This is a genomic window from Paenibacillus lautus (genome assembly GCF_050482385.1).
Lineage (GTDB): Bacteria > Bacillota > Bacilli > Paenibacillales > Paenibacillaceae > Paenibacillus_AQ > Paenibacillus_AQ lautus_B.
The window spans coordinates 349,475-367,882 of record NZ_JBCNHV010000013.1 but is presented as its reverse complement, the minus strand read 5'-3'; the positions used below and the strand labels follow the sequence as shown (position 1 = coordinate 367,882).

Annotated in this window: 17 protein-coding genes; 2 read left to right on the top strand and 15 right to left on the bottom strand. The window is 51.5% G+C overall.

The annotated features are described in order from the left end of the window. Positions 1–135: 135 nt before the first annotated feature. Positions 136–672: a hypothetical protein gene (locus ABEW73_RS18225; protein ID WP_430166807.1), complete on the top strand. Its 537-nt coding sequence runs from the start codon at positions 136–138 to the stop codon at positions 670–672. A gap of 26 nt (positions 673–698) precedes the next feature. On the opposite strand, the gene ABEW73_RS18220 is transcribed toward ABEW73_RS18225, so the two are convergent. The 3 genes from ABEW73_RS18220 to ABEW73_RS18210 all read right to left on the bottom strand — a co-directional run bounded on the left by ABEW73_RS18220 (position 699) and on the right by ABEW73_RS18210 (position 4,873). Next, complete coding sequence (locus tag ABEW73_RS18220) at positions 699–1,922, bottom strand: hypothetical protein (protein ID WP_430166806.1); 1,224 nt, start codon at positions 1,920–1,922, stop codon at positions 699–701. A gap of 801 nt (positions 1,923–2,723) precedes the next feature. Further along, on the bottom strand, positions 2,724–3,074 hold the full coding sequence (locus ABEW73_RS18215; protein ID WP_076323927.1) for a DUF3243 domain-containing protein: 351 nt from the start codon (positions 3,072–3,074) through the stop codon (positions 2,724–2,726). Positions 3,075–3,169: 95 nt separating this feature from the next. After that, complete coding sequence (locus ABEW73_RS18210) at positions 3,170–4,873, bottom strand: DEAD/DEAH box helicase (RefSeq protein ID WP_430166805.1); 1,704 nt, start codon at positions 4,871–4,873, stop codon at positions 3,170–3,172. Between the two features lie 197 nt (positions 4,874–5,070). Between ABEW73_RS18210 and ABEW73_RS18205 the strand changes: the two genes are divergently transcribed. After that, a complete protein-coding gene (locus ABEW73_RS18205) occupies positions 5,071–5,640 on the top strand; it encodes a hypothetical protein (RefSeq protein WP_430166803.1) in 570 nt (189 codons plus the stop codon). Here ABEW73_RS18205 and ABEW73_RS18200 read toward each other — a convergent pair. The 12 genes from ABEW73_RS18200 to ABEW73_RS18145 form a co-directional block, all read right to left on the bottom strand. Beyond that, on the bottom strand, positions 5,637–7,307 hold the full coding sequence (locus ABEW73_RS18200) for an ABC1 kinase family protein (RefSeq protein WP_430166802.1): 1,671 nt from the start codon (positions 7,305–7,307) through the stop codon (positions 5,637–5,639). The genes ABEW73_RS18205 and ABEW73_RS18200 overlap by 4 nt on opposite strands. Then, positions 7,308–7,625 carry a phasin family protein gene (locus ABEW73_RS18195; protein ID WP_076323924.1) on the bottom strand — a complete coding sequence of 106 codons (318 nt, stop codon included), beginning with the start codon at positions 7,623–7,625 and terminating at the stop codon, positions 7,308–7,310. 269 nt (positions 7,626–7,894) lie between these two features. After that, positions 7,895–8,527 (bottom strand): PepSY domain-containing protein, encoded by a 633-nt coding sequence (locus ABEW73_RS18190; RefSeq protein ID WP_430166801.1) that lies wholly within the window; start codon positions 8,525–8,527, stop codon positions 7,895–7,897. Positions 8,528–8,648: 121 nt separating this feature from the next. Further along, the gene (locus ABEW73_RS18185; RefSeq protein WP_430166800.1) at positions 8,649–9,278 is read right to left on the bottom strand and encodes a PepSY domain-containing protein; all 630 of its coding nucleotides are present in this window, start codon (positions 9,276–9,278) and stop codon (positions 8,649–8,651) included. A gap of 89 nt (positions 9,279–9,367) precedes the next feature. After that, complete coding sequence (locus ABEW73_RS18180) at positions 9,368–10,720, bottom strand: ATP-binding protein (protein WP_430166799.1); 1,353 nt, start codon at positions 10,718–10,720, stop codon at positions 9,368–9,370. Then, complete coding sequence (locus tag ABEW73_RS18175; protein WP_430166797.1) at positions 10,717–11,415, bottom strand: response regulator transcription factor; 699 nt, start codon at positions 11,413–11,415, stop codon at positions 10,717–10,719. Before ABEW73_RS18175 ends, ABEW73_RS18180 begins: the two co-directional genes overlap by 4 nt. 36 nt (positions 11,416–11,451) lie before the next feature. Next, positions 11,452–12,090, bottom strand: a complete 639-nt coding sequence (locus tag ABEW73_RS18170) for a ThuA domain-containing protein (protein ID WP_076323920.1) — start codon at positions 12,088–12,090, stop codon at positions 11,452–11,454. A gap of 110 nt (positions 12,091–12,200) precedes the next feature. Then, entirely contained in the window at positions 12,201–13,016 is an 816-nt protein-coding gene (locus tag ABEW73_RS18165) for a uroporphyrinogen-III synthase (protein ID WP_430166796.1), read from the bottom strand. A gap of 235 nt (positions 13,017–13,251) precedes the next feature. Continuing rightward, positions 13,252–15,234 (bottom strand): methyl-accepting chemotaxis protein, encoded by a 1,983-nt coding sequence (locus ABEW73_RS18160; protein WP_430166794.1) that lies wholly within the window; start codon positions 15,232–15,234, stop codon positions 13,252–13,254. A 250-nt stretch (positions 15,235–15,484) separates the two neighbouring features. Then, positions 15,485–16,945 carry a catalase gene (locus ABEW73_RS18155; RefSeq protein ID WP_430166793.1) on the bottom strand — a complete coding sequence of 487 codons (1,461 nt, stop codon included), beginning with the start codon at positions 16,943–16,945 and terminating at the stop codon, positions 15,485–15,487. 189 nt (positions 16,946–17,134) lie between these two features. Beyond that, positions 17,135–17,959 (bottom strand): winged helix-turn-helix domain-containing protein, encoded by an 825-nt coding sequence (locus ABEW73_RS18150; RefSeq protein WP_430166791.1) that lies wholly within the window; start codon positions 17,957–17,959, stop codon positions 17,135–17,137. Continuing rightward, positions 17,935–18,330 (bottom strand): Fur family transcriptional regulator, encoded by a 396-nt coding sequence (locus ABEW73_RS18145; RefSeq protein WP_430166790.1) that lies wholly within the window; start codon positions 18,328–18,330, stop codon positions 17,935–17,937. Before ABEW73_RS18145 ends, ABEW73_RS18150 begins: the two co-directional genes overlap by 25 nt. Between the last annotated feature and the right edge of the window lie 78 nt (positions 18,331–18,408).

Sequence of the window (18,408 nt, the reverse complement as noted above, 5' to 3'; positions counted from 1 at the left end):
ATGTATAACCTCCTCAAACAAGAGATACATTGGCTCATAACAGCTGTTTAATTAGCAAATAAGCAGGGTAACGATTTAAGGTTTGAAAAATAATGAACGGTTCCATATTTCGAAAACAGCAAGCGAGGAAAAGAAATGAAATTGTATCCCGAAATGTTTATATCCCCATGGCATCTCACTGTCATAGTCCTGGCGCTGATTGCCTTCATCGGTTTGATCAAAGGGGGGTATGACCGAAAGACCGTGCTTCGCAGCACTGGGCTATCGACGCTGGCCTTCTATTTTATACTGACGATCCCCATTGGCCTGATCACCCAGGAATCCCTTTACAAAGAAGAAACGATGCTGACCGATTTGGATCAGAATTTCGAGGACAAGAAGGCTGGTTCCGGGCTGCAAAGCTTTGAAGACTACATCGTGGTCCATGTCGGAGCCTATAAAAACGAAGATGATGCGGACATTGTGATCTATGCCGGCAACTACCACGAGAGCCAAACATTTCATGGTAACATTACCTTGTTCGTATACGATAAGAACGATGAGGAAGTTTTCACCGAGATGTACAAGAACGTAACCCTTGGCCCCGGCGAGAAGAAGAAGCTGGACACCACCTTTACCAGCCAGCCTATGGAAACCTACAGGTACCGATACGAAACGCACCCCCAAATGTGAAGGGTGCGTTTTTTCTCGTTTTCGTATTAAGTAGACAGATGATCAGGAAGAGGCTGATACGGCCCTGGCATCGGCGGCAGATTCTTCGCATCCCGACCTTTGCGCACATACCGGATACCCAAATAGAATAGCCCGACCACAGGCAGTGACAGCATAGCTATAGCAAGGAGCATGCTGGACATTTGGTACGAGGGATCCGTTTCGATCTCGGAAAAGTCCAAAAACATAAACGAAATAAAGGTAACCAACGAGAACATGATAATCTGGAACCAGCGCATCCATTTCACCAGGAAGAAGAACAGGATTGCGGAGAGTGCAACAAGTAGAATAGGGTATATCCGCTGTTCCGGGTCCGCGTTCCCCAGCTCTGCCTGACGCGTTAGCCAAAAACCGATGGCGAACTGAACCGGAAAAATCAGCCAAGCAAGCAAACCGGTTCCACGAAAAGCCGATCTTCGCTTTTGCAGCACCTCTTCGTATTCGAGGAGCTTCATCTCGTATTCCAGCTGATTAAGCTCCTCCTCTGTCAATTCCCGGTCTTCCTCCTCGTTCTCCTGCACCAGACGGTCCAGGTAAGGCCGGAATTTCCGTTCCATATTGCCATCAAATTCGGCACGCTCTAAATCCTCATCCTCGCGAAGCAAAGACGCAACCGATTCATCTCCTAGATCTTGAATGATGATGGACGTCAGATATAAAGGAATATCCCTTCTGCAGATAACCTCCAGCCAACGATTCGCCTCCATCGGATCCGTGAATGGAATGGCAACCGCCCGTTCCATCTGCCCTTCTCCCGCGACGAGGTACATGATGGGCATTAACTCCGCCATAGGCACGGATTCAGTCATTTTACTCTTCTTATAGGCATAGCTGAATTGAAAGATATATCGCCCATAGTATATTTCCCTGATGTCACCAATCCTAAGGCTCCCCTTCAGGGAGTCTTTCGTTTCCGGGTCCCATCTCTCATACTCAATATGATCTTCGAATAACAAATACTCGTCCAGATGCGTATTGTTCCAGATATGCCCTTTCAGGCTTCTAGACAGACGAGTCATCATGAAGATACCGGCCGGTATAGCCGCCAGACTCATCCAGGTCCAGACATTGGTCCAGAGGTACAGTAAAATCAAAGGACCCAGTGTCAGGGCTAGGCCAAGCAGTATACCCAGCACGTGCATTTCAAACGTAATTACCCAATAAAAAGGCTGCATTTTGGGCCTTCTCTGCTCATGAATCACCAGAGACATTCAGGCAACACCCTCCTCGTATTCTTTCGTTGTTTCTAAAGCTCACATGAAATGAAGACATTGGAGATCATATAGACATTGTAGATCATGTAGGCAGCAGTCCGCACGATGTACCAAATAGTATGTTAGGCCAACGGTAGAGCGTGCGCCGTCAGTGCGACAGAAGAGCGGTAATTGTAAGTCTTGCCGAGCGATGAAGCAGCGTCCTGCGTTCACTCTAAGTCTAACGGACTCAGGAGACCTTATTTCGTAGAAAACGGGGTTGTGAGCGAAACGAACGGACAGGAGATCCGTTATTCATCTGAAAAGACGATATTTTGGCTGTTTCCAGGCTAAATAACGGCTGTGGTGTCCGTTAGATCGATAAATGGACCTCATAACAGGGAAATAACGTATCTGATGTCCGTTAGCCTCGCGTTCGGGGCGGTTCTGGCCTATCGCCACAGCGATTTCGTTGCACCTGGGTATTATTTCGTTGCACCTAGATACCTTTTCGTTGCACCTAGATACGATACCGAAGGCGAGGGCGGACAAGCAGGTCTAGCTTGCATGCATAGATTGCATGTATATTATGTATAGAAATTCATATCCATCCCTACATCCCTACATCCTCACATCCCTACATCCTCACATCCTCACATCCTCACATCCTCACATCCTTACATCCTCACATCCTTACATCCTTACATCCTTACATCCTTACATCCTTACATCCTTATAAGTATGTTAATTACTACTCTTGAACCCAAAAATCCTTCCGCGGCAAGTTGGCCGGGAAGGATTTCCATCTTATACTTTGCCTTATGGAGCCGTACGTTTCTGAGCAAGCTTCACTAGCAGATGAGCCAGTTGATGCTGCTCCGCTTGGGTTCCGACCTTCCATAACTCCTGAAGAAGCTTCTCTTCGGAATTCCGGGGCTCCTCGTTTGCAGCCAGATAGCCAGCTACCTTCTCTGCTGCCTGTGCCAGCTGCTCTTCATTCAACCCAATGCTCTCGGCAAGCTGAATTCGCTTGTTCAAATAGGATTGGAAGGCATCAAAATCAGCCAGGATCCTCTCCTTCTCCCCATCATCAATCCGGTCCATCGCGTCACTGACCTTACTCACATCCAGCTCACCGTTCTTGTTCACTACATGATTATGTTCAGACATGGTAACGCCTCCTTGTCATTGACTGGGTAACGCTCTCTACTTAAACGGGATCTTCCGGCTTGAAACAGATGCCCTCCAAAAATTCCCTATACCTGCTAGCGGCTGCGACCACCGCGCCGTCCACCACTCTGGCCTCTTGCACCGCGGCCTTCGGCAGATCGTGTACCGCCTTGTCCACCGCGACTGCCGTGATTTCCCCGACCCTCGGTTCTGGACTGTCCACGGCTGCTGCTGCCACGTATTCCGGCCTGTGACTGTCCACGGCCTTCGCCTGCACGCCCGCCGTCACGACTGCCGCTGCTGCTGCCACGTGTTCCGGCCTGTGACTGTCCACGGCCTTCGCCTGCACGCCCGCCATCACGACTGCCGCTGCTTCGACCTCCGGCCAACGATGGTCCGCGTCCCTCGCCTGGACGGCCGTCACGGCTTCCAGCCCGTCCGGATCCACGCTCATCTCTGCGTGACGATCCAGCTCTTCCTCTACCCTGCTCGCCACCGCGGCTCCGCCCGGAACCCGTACCGCGATCTGCCCGGCTTCTGCCTTGACCACGTTCTTGATCAGATTCAAGCGAAGAAATGTTTCTTGCTTTTCCCGGTCTGCCCGTATCCCTGCCTGAGCCGCCGGTGCTTTCCCGAAGGCCTCCAGCACTGGAATCATAGCGCACGCGCTTCAAACGAAGGGAGATTCCTTCCTCGATGCGCTGTAGATCGTTAAGATCCTTACCGGCAGCGAACGTGATAGCCATCCCGTTCCCCCCGGCCCGTCCGGTCCGCCCGATACGATGGATGTAACTATCAACATCATGAGGCATATCGTAGTTATAGACATGGGTCACGCCCTCGACGTCAAGCCCTCTTGCGGCAACGTCCGTTGCTACCAGCAGCTGCAGTTTGGCATCCCGGAATCGCTTCATCACCGCTTCCCGTTTCGCCTGTGACAGGTCCCCATGAAGCTCGTCCGATTGATACCCATGGGCCAGCAGCGCCTCATTCAATATAGTTGCTCTGCGCTTCGTCCGGCAGAAGATAATCGCGAGAAAAGGGTTATGCTCCTCGAGCATGGCACGCAGCGCATCCTGCTTGGAGCGGTCCGTACACTCGACCACAACCTGCTGGATCTGCTCCAGCGGGATCGGGGAAGCCCCCTTAATGACGATATCGACAGGTTCATTCATATAGCTGCCGGCAAGCTGCTTCACGCCGGCAGGCATCGTGGCCGAGAAGAGCATCGTCTGGCGCCGATACGGAAGCGCATGGATCAGTGTCTCGACCTCATCCAGAAAGCCCATGTGCAGCATCTGATCAGCTTCGTCCAGCACCAGCTGCTTCACGCCGCCCAGCTCAAGCGTGCCCCGGCGTAAATGATCCAGCAATCGGCCCGGTGTTCCGATGATCAAATGCCGTCCGCCCTCGAGCTTTCGGAGCTGTTTCTCCACGTCCTGACCACCATAGACCGCCAGGATTTTGATCCCGTCCGGCTCGCCGGCTGTCAGCTTCTTGGCTTCTTCCGTAATCTGCAAGGCTAATTCCCGTGTCGGCGCAATAATTAGCGCCTGCGGGTACGACCGCTTGGGATCGATATGCTGCAGAATCGGCAGCATGAAAGCTAGCGTTTTGCCAGTGCCAGTCTTTGCCCGGGCGATAACATCCTTTCCTTGCAGCAGCAGCGGGATACTCTCTTGCTGTACCGGAGTCGGCACCGCAATTCCCTGCTCCTTCAGTTTCCGTACTCTTTGTTCGTCAATGCCCAGCTGTTGAAAGTTCGGCAAACGTTCCACCTCATTTAAATTATTTAGCATCTGCTTGCGTTAAGTCGATTGGATTTAGCAAACCAACATATTTACATATAAGTCCCAACAAAATGCCGATCGAATTCGTTCTAAGAAGACCGGGACATTTTCGTTGTCTTTCTTTTCGACTGACAAAAGACCCTGACTTTGGTAATGTCAATGGTATAGAAAAATCCAGTTTGCACCAGCGAGGAGGTGTCCCCAATATGCATACCCTACAGATCATCCTGTCAGCACTCATCCTGATGGTCCTGTTCGGCCTGATCAATCTGATGATGAATTATATTTCAAGACGCGACGGGGAGCCTATCGTCCCCTTCCGGAAGAAGCTATGGCTTATCCCGCTGTTGTCGGCCTTTATCATTATACCGTTAGAACTCTTCGCGATGTTATATGCCCGGTGGTTTCCCATGTCCGGTCCATCGGGATCAGGTGAAATCCTGGCTTACGACGGTCAGGACGTATGGCTCAGCTTCTCGCTTACCATCCTGATTGGGTTCCTGATCTTCGAAGGTATCCTTCATCCTTTGATTATCACCCTGCTCAGGCTGCTGCTTCGCAAGGATACCTCCATCTATATTAAACAGGCAGTTACGGTCGCGACCGACACGGTTCTACTGTACATAGCGTCTCTGATCTTCCCCGGCATTCCTGTCGGCGGCTGGTTACAAGCGCTTCTCATTGCCGTATTCTTTCACCTCATAGAGTGGATCCTCATCGGAATCCAGACTTGGGTACAGCAGCGCAAGCGTACACGAGCGGAGTCTGCCGGTTAGAACCTACCGGATTTGAAAATGGCATACAGCAGCCATGCAACCATGAGCAAGGCTATAATAAATCCGACTTCAATCACAGGGAAACTCCACAGCATCATCGGCTCCCGGCTCAGCGACGAACCGATGATCAGACCCACCATGATGATGCTGAAAGCCAGAAGCACAATGCTGAAGGAGAGCCTGTTACTGATCTGATCCAGCTTGCGCATCAGGGTTTTCAGTTCCGGAACACTGATCTCCACCCGCAGCTTCCCCTTGCTGATCAAAGCCGACAGCTGCCTGGCCTGTCCGGGCAGATCAAGCAAACTCTCGGCAAGTCCGCTCACCCCATCCAGCACCTTCCTGCTGATCCGGCGGGTATTAAACCGCTCCTTCAATAGCTTTCGGCCAAAAGGCTCCGCCATATCGATAATGCTCAGGTTCGGGTCCAGCATCTCGATGACCCCTTCCAAGGTCAGCAAGGATTTGCCAAGCAGCGTCATATCCGGCGGCAGCATGATCCGGTGCCGCTGGGCAACGGCAAACAGATCCGTCAACGCCTTGCCGATCCGGACTTGAGCGAACGGCACATCATAATACTCTCCCCGCAACCGGTCCATATCCGACCGGAGCGAATCCATATCGCAATCGTCCGGGATCAATCCCATTTTGGAAATCGCCCGGATCATCCCTTCCGAATTCCGCCGCATCAAGGCAATAATGAGTCCGGACAGATGGTCCTTCATATCTTCGCTGAGGTGACCCACCAGCCCAAAGTCCAGAAAGACCAGCTTGCCGTCCTCCCTGACAAGCAAATTCCCCGGATGAGGGTCGGCATGAAAAAAACCCTCAATAAAGACCTGCTGCAGCATGCCATCGATCAAATGTTCAGCGATCGCCTTCAGATCATGTCCCTTGTCCACGATCTCCTGCCTCCGGCTTAAGGTGAGGCCATCGACATACTCCATCATCAGCACTTTGGAAGACGTGTAGTCCCAATAAATCCGCGGAATGCGGATAAATTCATGCTCCGACATCTGGGAGGCTATCTTCTCTGCGTTTCGGGCTTCATGGCTGTAATCCAGCTCTGCCATCATCGCTCTGGCAAATTCGTCAACAATCCGGTCCACACGGTACTGCTTCACCCATTCCCAGTGGCGCTCGGCAATCGAGATTAAATCCCGCAATATCTCCAAGTCACGACCGATCATTCGCGCTACCCCGGGTCGCTGTACCTTGATCGCTACATGCTCTCCGGACTTCAGCTTCCCGGCATGGACCTGCCCAATCGAGGCAGCGGCCAGCGGTTTGTCTTCAAACTCACTCAACACCTCATCGATCGGCATACCCCACTCTTGCTCAATCAGCTCCCGCGCGCTCGCGGAAGAAAAAGGAGGTACCCGCTCCTGCAGCTTCACCAATTCCTGGATAATATGGTCCGGCAGCAGATCCGATCTTGTACTCGCCAACTGTCCGAGCTTTACGAAGGCGGGGCCAAGATCCTCAAGCACTCGCCGTATGCGTTCCCCGAGCGTAATCGTCTCCGGCTGTTCCCTGGAACTCCAGCGAACAGGCAGCGACAGAACATGAAACAGTCCCATCTCTTCCACCATATAGCCAAAGCCATGACGCATGAGCGCCATGGCGATTTCCCGGTAACGTCCGGCATGTCGGATTCGGACCGCCATCTATTCCTGCCGCGATCCTTCCAGTTCTACAACCTTCTTCTCCAGAGTAGCAATGCGCTGTTCCAGGCTGGCGACATCACTCTCTTTGGGAACATCCAGATCGGACAATACACGCTGCACCTGTTCATAAATATAGGTCTTGATCTGCGACTGCTCCTCTTCGCCGCGTTCGACGAGACGGTTCACAAGCGCTTTGGACTCCGCAGGAGCAAGCTCCCCACGTTTGACCAGATCATCCACGATTTTCTCAACTTTTTCCTTGCTGACCACGGTAAGGCCCAATCCTAACGAGATGGCTTTCTTAAAAAGATCACTCACGATATATCCCTCCCGGTCGTTGTCTGGTTCCATTATAACCTTTAACGCTGGTAAAAACATCTATCCTTGGACTTGCTTTCATTAGTATAGAGAAGCTGCCTTATCAATTTCCCCTGATTTCACATGAAATATGAGGGCAATCCGGAATCGGATAACAAGAAATTGCATTCTAGTGATGCTTATTATGTAAAATACAATGTAAAAAGCGAACAGGGGGGAAGAAAATGATCCCGCTTGTTCGCTTATGATGCTATCCCATGAAGAATGGCTTAGTCGTCATCCCCATCATTATCGTCGTAATCATTATGATCCCGATCATGATGGTCATCATCATGGTCGTCGTATTTCTCATATTTTGCCTTGATCACTTTGCCGCTGACCGCGTTGACCTCAACCTCGGACGATCCTTTGGCTGTCTTCACTTCGACGTCATACACCCATCGACCATCATCGTGGTCCAGATCGACCTCTACCGCAGTCCCGCTCTTGACGTGTTTGACAGCTATCGTGGATGCCTTGCCGGCACCGATCAGATTCCCCGGAATGCTGTCACGGTCATCATCGTTATCATCCCGATCTACTCTTACGCCAAGGGATTTGCCTGTGTAGGCATCAATCCATACATCCACATCCCGGTTATTCTGCTGGATCTCCACATCGTAGACCAGCTTGCCCTTTTTCCGGTCTATATCCATGCTCTCCACTTTGCCGTTGGCAGCAGCCAGTGCCAGTTGTTCTGCTTTTTCCATTCCGATCAGCTGCTGCTGTTGCTTCGCCGCTGCCTGAGTTCCCGCTGCCGTCGTCTGTCCTGATCCTGCCGCCTGTACAGCGTTATAGCCGTATACTCCACTTCCCGCGATCGCTACGGACAGTACGCCTGCCCACAATGTTCTTTTGTTCATCATCTTACGCCTCCTCAAAACTCTCTGTCTGATCTCTACAAACCCAATATACCCTCTCAACATGAGAGCTTTCGGAGAGAAAGATTAGAAAACGATGAGAAAACGCGGATATGCATCTAATCTATTCATCATCATCCTCGTCATCCCAAGTCACCGTCATGATCTTACCGGTAATCGCGTGGACTTGAATGGTCGCTTCGCGTCCGTCTTCCCGCTCAATCTCCACCAGGTAGTAACGGCTGCTCTTGCTCTCGCGATATTCTACGTCTTCCACCGTTCCCGGTACCTTCTCTAAAGAAAGCTTGATCGCGTACTCTTTGGTAATCATCGTTGCAGGCGGTTCCGGAGTGCCGGTTTCGCCATGTGTTGTTCCCTTCTCGCCATTCTCAGCGGGCTTCGTAGGAGGCGTGCTCGGATTGTCGGTCGGTTGCTTGGTTTCACCCGGCTCTGGCTCTGGCTCTGGCTTCACTGGCGCTTTGTCCAGCTGTTTGATGGACACGATATCGCCTTGACGGGCATCCACCGCCATTTCATACTTTCCGGAATCCGATTGCAGCTCCATCCGGTATATCTCGCCTTCCAGCGTGGCCTTTGTAATCTCACCCGGATATTGTTTCAATACTTCAATAACGGCTTCCTCCTGCGACATCGCCTCCGTCGAACGGTTAAACGGACTCCAAACCGCATTCACGAGGATCATAACGGCCACCACGATAATGACACCCAGCAGCACACTCACTTTTTTACGCATTGAATCACCTCGCAAACACATTCTGTCTTTACCGTCAGTATAGCGCAGCATGGTTAGAATTCGATGAGAAAACAGTGGGCTGCAGCATTTTATTCCGATTCTCTAAGCCGAATGGTGGCCGTTGTGCCCACGCCGGGCAGGCTGTCCAGCTCCAGAACAGCAGAGATGGCCTCTGCGATATCCTTCGCCAAGGACAAACCAAGTCCGGCCCCCCCACCCTGGCGGGTACGGGCCTCATCCACCCGATAGAAACGGTCAAAGACGTGCTCCAGCTCATCTTTTGCAATACCGATCCCCCGGTCGATGACCCGGATATAAACCTCCGACGGCTTCCTGCCAACCTGGATGACGATATGCTCGTCACTGTATTTGCGTGCATTATCCAGCAGAATGAACAAGAGCTGCTTGAGCCTGCGGCTGTCCGTCCAGCCTAGAATCTCGTCATCGGCTTCAACCTCCACCGTGCGGTTATAGGCATCGCGAAATGCACGCGCGGAAGACTCCGATAATGCCACAAGATCCACCTGCTCCATCTCGACCTGCCATTGATCCTGATTGCGGGCAAGCAGCAGCAGCTGCTCCGTCATCTCCTTCATCCGGATCGCTTCCGAATGGATCGCCTCAACGGACTCCATGAACAGCTCAGGCCGATCCAGACCTCGCCGCTTTAACAGACTGGCGTAACTCTCGATGATGGTGAGCGGCGTCTTTAACTCATGGGACGCGTTGGACACGAATTGCTCCTGCCTTGCATGATTGCTCTCCAGCAGCGTAATCATATCGTTGAACGCGGCCCCCATCTCCACCAGCTCATCCTTGGATTTTTCCTTCAGCTCGATTCGACGGAACCGCCCGCTCTGCCGAATCTCCCGCATCGTACCGATTAAGGCCGTAATCGGTTGCACAATTAAACGCCCCAATATCCGGGTCGAAATGATGACCGGAACCAAAGCGATTGCCGTTACGGCCACCAGCACGATTCGGAGCACCTGCAGCGTCTCCATCGTGGCGGCAAGGCTACGGGAAATTTGGATGTTGTATACAGCCCCGTCGCTCCAAATGACCGGCAGTGAAACAAGCACGTAACGCATTCCTTCATATAGGATCTGCTCTACCTGCTTATTTGTGTTATAAGGCAGCTTAAGCTCATCCATATCCTCACCGGAGGAAGTCACGTAAGGAGACTTGGCCTTGCTGTCAGCCGGGACAAATTGAATTTTTCCGTCAGCCGGGACATAACTTCGCAGCAGATCGTCAATGGGAATGGTCGCAGCAGAATGCGCAATGCTTTTGACAATGCTTCCCGCCTCCGCTTCCGCTTGCTCCAGCTGGCTGTCCACCGTCATTTTGCTGAACACATAGTAAACCGATAAGTTCATGACAATCAGAATGGCCGCCATCAGCACCGACGAATAGAGATGGATTTTACTGCTCAGCTTCATGGAGTCTCTTTCAACACATAGCCGACGCCGCGGACGGTGTGAATGAGCTCAGATGTGCTGTCATGATCGATTTTCTTGCGGACATAACGTATATACACATCAACGACGTTGGTATCGCCGTAATAATCGTATCCCCACACGGCGGCGAGAATCTGCTCGCGGTTTAACACCTGCCGTTTGTTCCTCAACAAATACACGAGCAAGTCAAATTCGCGCGGCGTCAGATCGATCCTTCTGCCATCGCGAATCACTTCCCGCGTACCTTCGTTCAATTTCAAATCCCCTGCCGTAAGCCACTCCCCTGCCGCCTGCTCTTCCGGCTCCTGCTTGCCTTGGAGCCGCAGCGCAGCACGAATCCGCGCCAGCAGCTCCTCAATCTGAAACGGCTTCGTTATATAATCATTGGCTCCAAGATCAAGCCCCGATACTTTATCCTCAACGGAACTCTTGGCTGTCAGCAGCAGTACGGCTGTGTGGGAATCATGAGCACGAATCCGCCGCAGCAGCTCAATCCCGCTCAAACCGGGGATCATAACATCCAGCAGAATTAAATCGACGTCCTGACTGCGGTATGCCTCCAGCGCATCCAGTCCGTTATCCGCCTTGGTGACCTGATATCCCTCACTCTCCAGCTCGATTTCAAGCAAACGGGAAATTTTAGCTTCATCCTCAACAATTAGTATCTTCCCGCTCAAGCGCGTCCCTCCTTCCGATCGTATCGAAATGGCTTCTTAACCCGGAACGCGTGCAGCCCACTTGGCCGCTTGCGTAATCATTAAACGCAGCTGAGGCTGGAGAAAGGACGGCTCGTGATGGCCCGGCATCAAGAAGACTACGCGTCCGATGCCATACGTATGGCACCAGGCTGCAGGCCACTGCTTGCCTTCGAATTCATAATGCAGCAGCACGGTTTTTTCCGTAAACGGACTGAATATGAACCGGTAAGGCTCCTCGTCCAGCACAAAAGGCTCCACGCCTTCCGTAATATCATGATCGGTCTCCCCCGGAACGAAGTACAGCTTCTCCATGGGCGGGTGTCCGTCGAAACGGGCGCCGATCAGCTGCGCCAGCTCATAACGATTGGCCAGCGTAACGCCGTTATGAATCACAAGCAAGCCGCCGCCTCCGCTTACATAGGACAGCAGACCTGCGGTCTGCCGGGGCGAAACGCGCTCGTCCCATAGGTCGCTGTAGGCGATGCAGAGCTCGTAAGGGTAGAGATTGCTTTCATGCAGCATTTTATGATTTTCCGTGCACTGCACGGTGAACATGTCGTTCAGCAGGTGTGTCATTTGTTTATCGATGCCTTGCAGCGGATGAAACTTCGGGTGGGTATAGCTGCCAAGCAGCAATGCTTTTCTTTTATCCATCGGTCATCCTCCTATTTACTACTCAATATTTCACATGATCCTTAGGAACATGCATGAAGAAGCTGGTATGGACTGAAATCTCCCCAACTTCATTACGTTATATCATGACATTATTCTTGGTTTTGAGCAAAGTAGCGGCCAAGCGCCACCATCATGCTGCCCATTCGCTCTTCCTCGGGAACCACCATGCGTTCAATGCCTTCCTCGCGAAGCCCCTGAGCCGTAACCTTACCGACAGCCGCTGCGACGACCGGTCCGCGGAACGCATCCAGCACAGCCTCCAGCTTGCCATGGGCACGTGCATAATCCGCAAGAAAACGAAACTGGGGCGCGCTTGTAAAAGCAACCGCGTGAACCTTGCCGCCCACAATTTCATCAACGAGTTGCGAAACATCCTCCTCTAGCGGCGGAATGTGCTTATAAGGCAGAATCTGCTCTACTACCGCCCCTCGACTTTCTAGCCACTCCACCAGCTTCGGGGCAGACTCCCCATGCAACTGAAGAATGACGCGCTTGTCCGACAGGTCATGCGGCGCAAGTGACCGGATCAGCCCCGACGTACTGCCGTCATCATCTCTGACGACCGGTGCCAGCCCGCGTTTTTTCAGCGCATTGGCCGTTTTGTACCCTCTTGCCGCAATCGAAGTGCTCTGCAGCGTTTCATTCAATGTATCCAGAAGGCCCATCTGTTCTGCTGTATCATAAATGGCCTCCAGGCCGATCCCCGTCGTAAATATCGCCCACGGTGCAGGCGCCTTGAGCCAAGCTTCGATCGAAAGGCGCAGTACTTCATCATCCAAAAATACGGTTCCCTGGGCCGGACGAAGCAGCGCGGTGCCTCCCATCTTCTCAACCAACTTGGCCATGTCCGCCGCCTTGCGCGGACCCGCCAAAGCGACGATCCGATCTTTCATATGCTGTGCCATATTATATGCCCCACTCTCATCATTTCTAGCTTGCGCATCCGTTAATCTTAGAGCTTCTAGCAGTTGACTCCAGTATAAAGTATAAAGGCCCTGCTCCTATAGATAAAGCCACTTTGGTCTTATTCTTCATAAGGCCCCCCTTTCCTGCCACAAACAAAAAAGCAGCAAAGGAATATAAGCTCCTTTGCTGCTTCAACATGAAATATTCGGGGCATACTATTCGCCCTTGAATCTCTTATATCTTAAAGCGTTTCACCATCTCCTGCAGTTCTTCAGCTAACCGGCTTAAATCTGCTGCAGACGCGCTGACTTCTTCCATGGAAGCAAGCTGTTCCTGAGAGGCTGCCGATATAGTCTGGGTCTGGCTGGACGTTTGCTCCGACACCCCACGGATATCTTCAACGGACTTTTTCGTGGAAGCTGTGTCTTGAGCCAATTCCTTAGCCGACTTCGAAGTGGTTCTTACCTGGCCGGACACCGTGTGTACGGCCTTTTTGATACGGGAGAAGGAGCGTCCGGTCAGATCCGCTGCGTCAACGCCGTCCGATACCTTCTGCCTGGCGGCTTCCGTCATCTCCTTGGTTCGTTCCACTTCTGCCAGTATCCCTGTAATCAGCCCCGATATGTAATCCGCTGAGCTTTCCGACCTTTGAGCAAGCTTACGGATTTCCGCGGCTACAACCGCAAATCCTTTGCCCTGCTCCCCGGCTCTTGCAGCTTCGATTGAGGCATTCAGCGATAATAGACTCGTCTCCTTGGCAATGTCGGTAATGGCGGAGGCGATACCGCCGATCTCCTCAGTCCGCTCAGACAGCTGATGGATAACCCCATTCAGATCGTTCATCGCATGATCAATATCCTGCATCGTTGCTGCTGCTGTAATCACCGTCTGGTTCCCTTCTTGGGCCAATTCCTCCGTCTGGTTCATGGCCGCTGTAACCTTCTCCAATACATCCGCAATGTCATCAGCATGCCGGGATACTTGAAGAATCCCCTTCAGAATCTCCTCCGCTGCGTTCAATTGCCGTTCACTGCCGGCGGCAACCTCCTGAATGGAAGACGTGACATGCTCGACGGCGCTTGTATTTTGCAGGGCGCTTGCGGACAATTGCTCGGAAGATGCGGAAACATTTTCCGTCATGGCTTTGACCCCGTGAACCATGACCCTGAGACTATCCACCATCTGCTGAAAGTGATCGGCCAACTCTCCAATCTCGTCACGCTTGAAGCCATTCAAGCGAAGCGTCAGATCCCCCTCGCTAATGACTTCCGTCGCTTGGCGCATACGGCGGATCGGTTTGATCACAGAGCTTACATTCCAAGTCACCATGATTAAGGCGGCTAGCAGCGAAACGCTCATAACCACAATCATCGTTTGGCGGATGCCATTAACGGAGTCGTCAACCTCCTTAACAAACATGGTCCCGGCAATTTTCCAACCGGTTCGTTCATTCGTAATGTAGTTCAATTGTTGCTCGATGCCGTCATGATCATAGTGAAAATGACCGGTTGGCTGCTCATACATCTTGGAGACCCAAGCTTCCTTAGCCAACGCGTCCGTCCCTGCGTCATAATCGGGGTGAAACAGATATTTGTGATTTTGATCCAGCACCATCGTATAGCCTTCTTTACCTACCTGCACTTGGACCAGACTCCGGATGCTATGAAGGTTGAGGTCAATGCCCACGACGCCTTTGCCGTCAGGCAGCATCTGAGCTAGCGTTACTACAATCAAGGAGCCCGTGTTCGAAGTATAGGGGGCTGTAATAATCGGTTGGCCCGATGCATTCATTGCCTGCTGGAACCATTCCGTTTGTCTAGGATCATAGTCGGACGGCAGCTTTTCCCCTGATGCCTTGATAATGCCAGCCTGTGCCGTACCGATAAAAACGTCCACCGTCTCCGGATGAAGTCCCAAGTACTGCTTCAGTGCATTGATAGTTGAACCCACTTTCGCTTCGAGTTCCTTGTCGATTTCAGTGGACTTCATCGTTGTGCTTAAATAATTCAGGTCATCGAACTTGGATTGCAGCGTGTGATTAATGATCTCATTCGCCGTCTCAACGCTCAGCGATGCACTGCGCAGAATTTCTTCCTCGACAGTTCCCTTGGCGTCACGGTAAGTGATAATACCGATAGCGCAGCTGGGCACAAGAAGCACGAGCAGAAATGTGAGAATCAGGTTTCTTCTAATACGATTAGCTCTTTTTTTCTTCATGGGTTTCTTTCCTTTCTAAACTGCAGTGAATCTCACCTGTCTTCTATAAAAAAATACTCCTTTCAACTTATCGGCATCTCTAAGACCATTCATTATGTAGTATATATAGGTAATTATTTCCACTAAAAGAGGGGTACCCATGTTATGCGGGTACCCCTCTTGGCGGCGGTCATAGACCACCTCTATATAAAGGCCATCCATCCTGCACAGCGGAAATAAAGATGGCTGGCTCTTATAAGTTCTAACTACGTTACTTCGGCTGATTGGAAGGTATGAATGCACTCAAGTCTACACCAAGCCCGGCAGCGAGTCTTGCACCATATTCGGCGTCCGCACGGTAGAAATTGCATACGGCACGGAGCTGAATATCGGATTTGACCTGACCCAGGTCATCAACCAGATTGCGGATCAGATGATCCTTCTCCTCCTCCGTAAACGAACGGTACATTTCTCCGGCCTGGGTGAAATCATCCGTTTTTTCGATACGCTGGCGAACGACATGTCCCATGAGCGGTGCTTCGCTTTCACTTACAGACGGGTCTTCCACAGGGCCTGTTGTATAGCTGTTCGGCTCATAATTTACCGGCGACGGATCTTGCTTCACGTTCATCAAGCCATCGCGTTGATGATTACGCACAGGAGCATACGGGCAGTTAATCGGGATCTGCAAATAATTTGCACCGAGTCGATGACGCTGCGTATCCGGGTAAGAGAATAGCCGACCTTGCAGCAGTTTATCCTCCGACGGCTCGATGCCAGGCACCAACGCACTTGGGGAGAAAGCGACCTGCTCAACTTCGGCGAAGAAGTTCTGCGGATTGCGATTCAAGGTCATGGTACCGACTGTTATGAACTGGAAGCGATCCTCCGGCCAAGTCTTGGTCGGGTCCAGGGGATCAAAGGACAATTCATCCATCTCTTCCGGGGACATCAGCTGTACCTGCAGGCGCCATTGCGGGAAATTCCCGTTTGCGATGTGCTCATGAAGATCACGGGTGGCGTGATTGAAGTCCTTGCCCTGCACTTCGACCACTTCATCGGCATTCAGCGTCTTCACGCCTTGCACGGATTCCCATTTGTATTTAATGTAAGTCACTTTGCCTTCGCGATTCACCCACTTGAAGGCGTGGACACTGAAGCCATCCATCTCGCGATAGTTCGCTGGTGTGCCATGATCGGAGAACACCCAGGTCATCATTTGCGTGGATTCCGGGGACAGCGTCATGAAGTCCCAGTACCGGCCAGGCTCCTGGATATTAGTCTCCGGTGAAGGTTTCAAGGAATGCACCATATCGGGGAATTTGATCGCGTCGCGAATAAAGAAGACCGGAATATGATTCCCTACGATGTCATAGTTGCCTTCCTCCGTATAGAACTTCACGGCAAATCCGCGCGGGTCGCGTGCCGTTTCGGGTGACCCTGTTCCATGAATAACCGTGGAGAAGCGAACGAACACAGGAGTTTCCTGACCAATTTCCTGCAGGAATGCCGCTTTTGTATAAGGCTTCATGTCACTCTCCACAACAAATGTGCCGTGTGCACCTGCCCCGCGGGCATGAACGACGCGCTCCGGAATTCGTTCACGGTCGAAATGGGCAATTTTTTCGATCAGATGATAATCCTCAAGCAGCGTCGGACCGCGGCGTCCTGCCGTTTTGGAGTTTTGGTTATCTCCGACTGGAGCCCCTTGATTGGTTGTCATTCTATCCATATATGAACCCTCCATCATTTCTATAATTGATTTTAGACTGAATCTAAATTTATGTTTTGATTGTATCACTGGAGAATCCATTGGATCATGATTGTCGCATGAGTGTTATATGACCCTTCTATGATCGTTATATGAAGGTCGGATGAATTCATTTTGAGTACCGCAAATGAACAAAAAAAGGGAGGGGGATTAGTCCGCCAGGCGGTATCCCACTCCTCTTACCGTTGCAATATAGCGCGGGGCTCCCGCGTTGTCGCTCAGCTTTTTACGCAAGCTTTTGATATGGACGTCGACCACATTGCTGCCGCCCATAAAATCCGTATCCCAAATTTTGCACATCAGGTCCTCACGCGTGCAGACGGCTCCTTCGCTGTCCAGCAAGAGCATCAGCAAATGATACTCTGTCTTGGTCAAATGGATCGGAGTGCTGCCCCGGTGGATGGTCATTTTATCCCGATCAATGGATAAGTCTTTATAGATGAGACCGCGCATGACCTCTTCTCCACCCGACAATCCGGCAGCAGGAGAGAATAATCGAATGGTTCGCTGCACCTGATACATCATCGTATCTTTGGAACGGGCAGGCCATACCATAAGCTCTTCGTTTAACAAACTTGAACCTGCTTTGCTCATTAACTCTTCCCCAACTAGGTATAGAATCGGAATAGAGGAATGTTCGGGCAGCAGGAGTTCCTTCTCCTTGTTGAACGCCGCCATATTCCGGCAGCCCGTCATATCGGCAATAATCAGTCCTGTATTCAATGCCGACTGAAGACGCGGTTCCCATTTGCGGAACATCATCACCTCGAAGCAGTTCTCGGTCAAGGTAATAAACATTTCGTTCACCCGTCCGGGAGAACGGCTTAATAACGCAGCCCGCAGGGTTGTGGGACAAGCATCCCCTATCGCCATCGCGATCGGCGTCGTCGGACGAACATACAGATTGCCGGACTGGAAATCAGGAAATGAATAGTCCGTTCCCAGTTCCGTCATTTCTTCCGTTTGGCTTGACATTCTGGACACACCCCCCCGAATACGACGTGAGCATGATGGATGACGTAATTGGTTTCACCGGCTACCGCAGCAGCCCAATCCTCTGGCACCTCCGTCATGACCTCGTCCACTTTACCGCATACTTCACAAATAATATGTTGATGATCGTCCATACGGGCATCGTACCGGCTCGCGCTCTCGCCCAGCTTCAATTCACGGATCAGCTGCTTATCCGTCAAATAACGCAGGGAATTATAAACCGTTCCGTACGCTAAATTATATCCTTTCTCCACCAGCCGGTTCATGATATCCGCAGCAGTCGGATGATCATGCGATTCCCGAAGGACATCGTACACCGCTTGGCGTTGCGTCGTCAGATTTAAAGATTTCAAGGTATTCACCCTTTTAATTTATTTTTAGATCAAGTATAAATCCTATTCTCTTCAAGGTCAACATCCCGTGCCAGAATT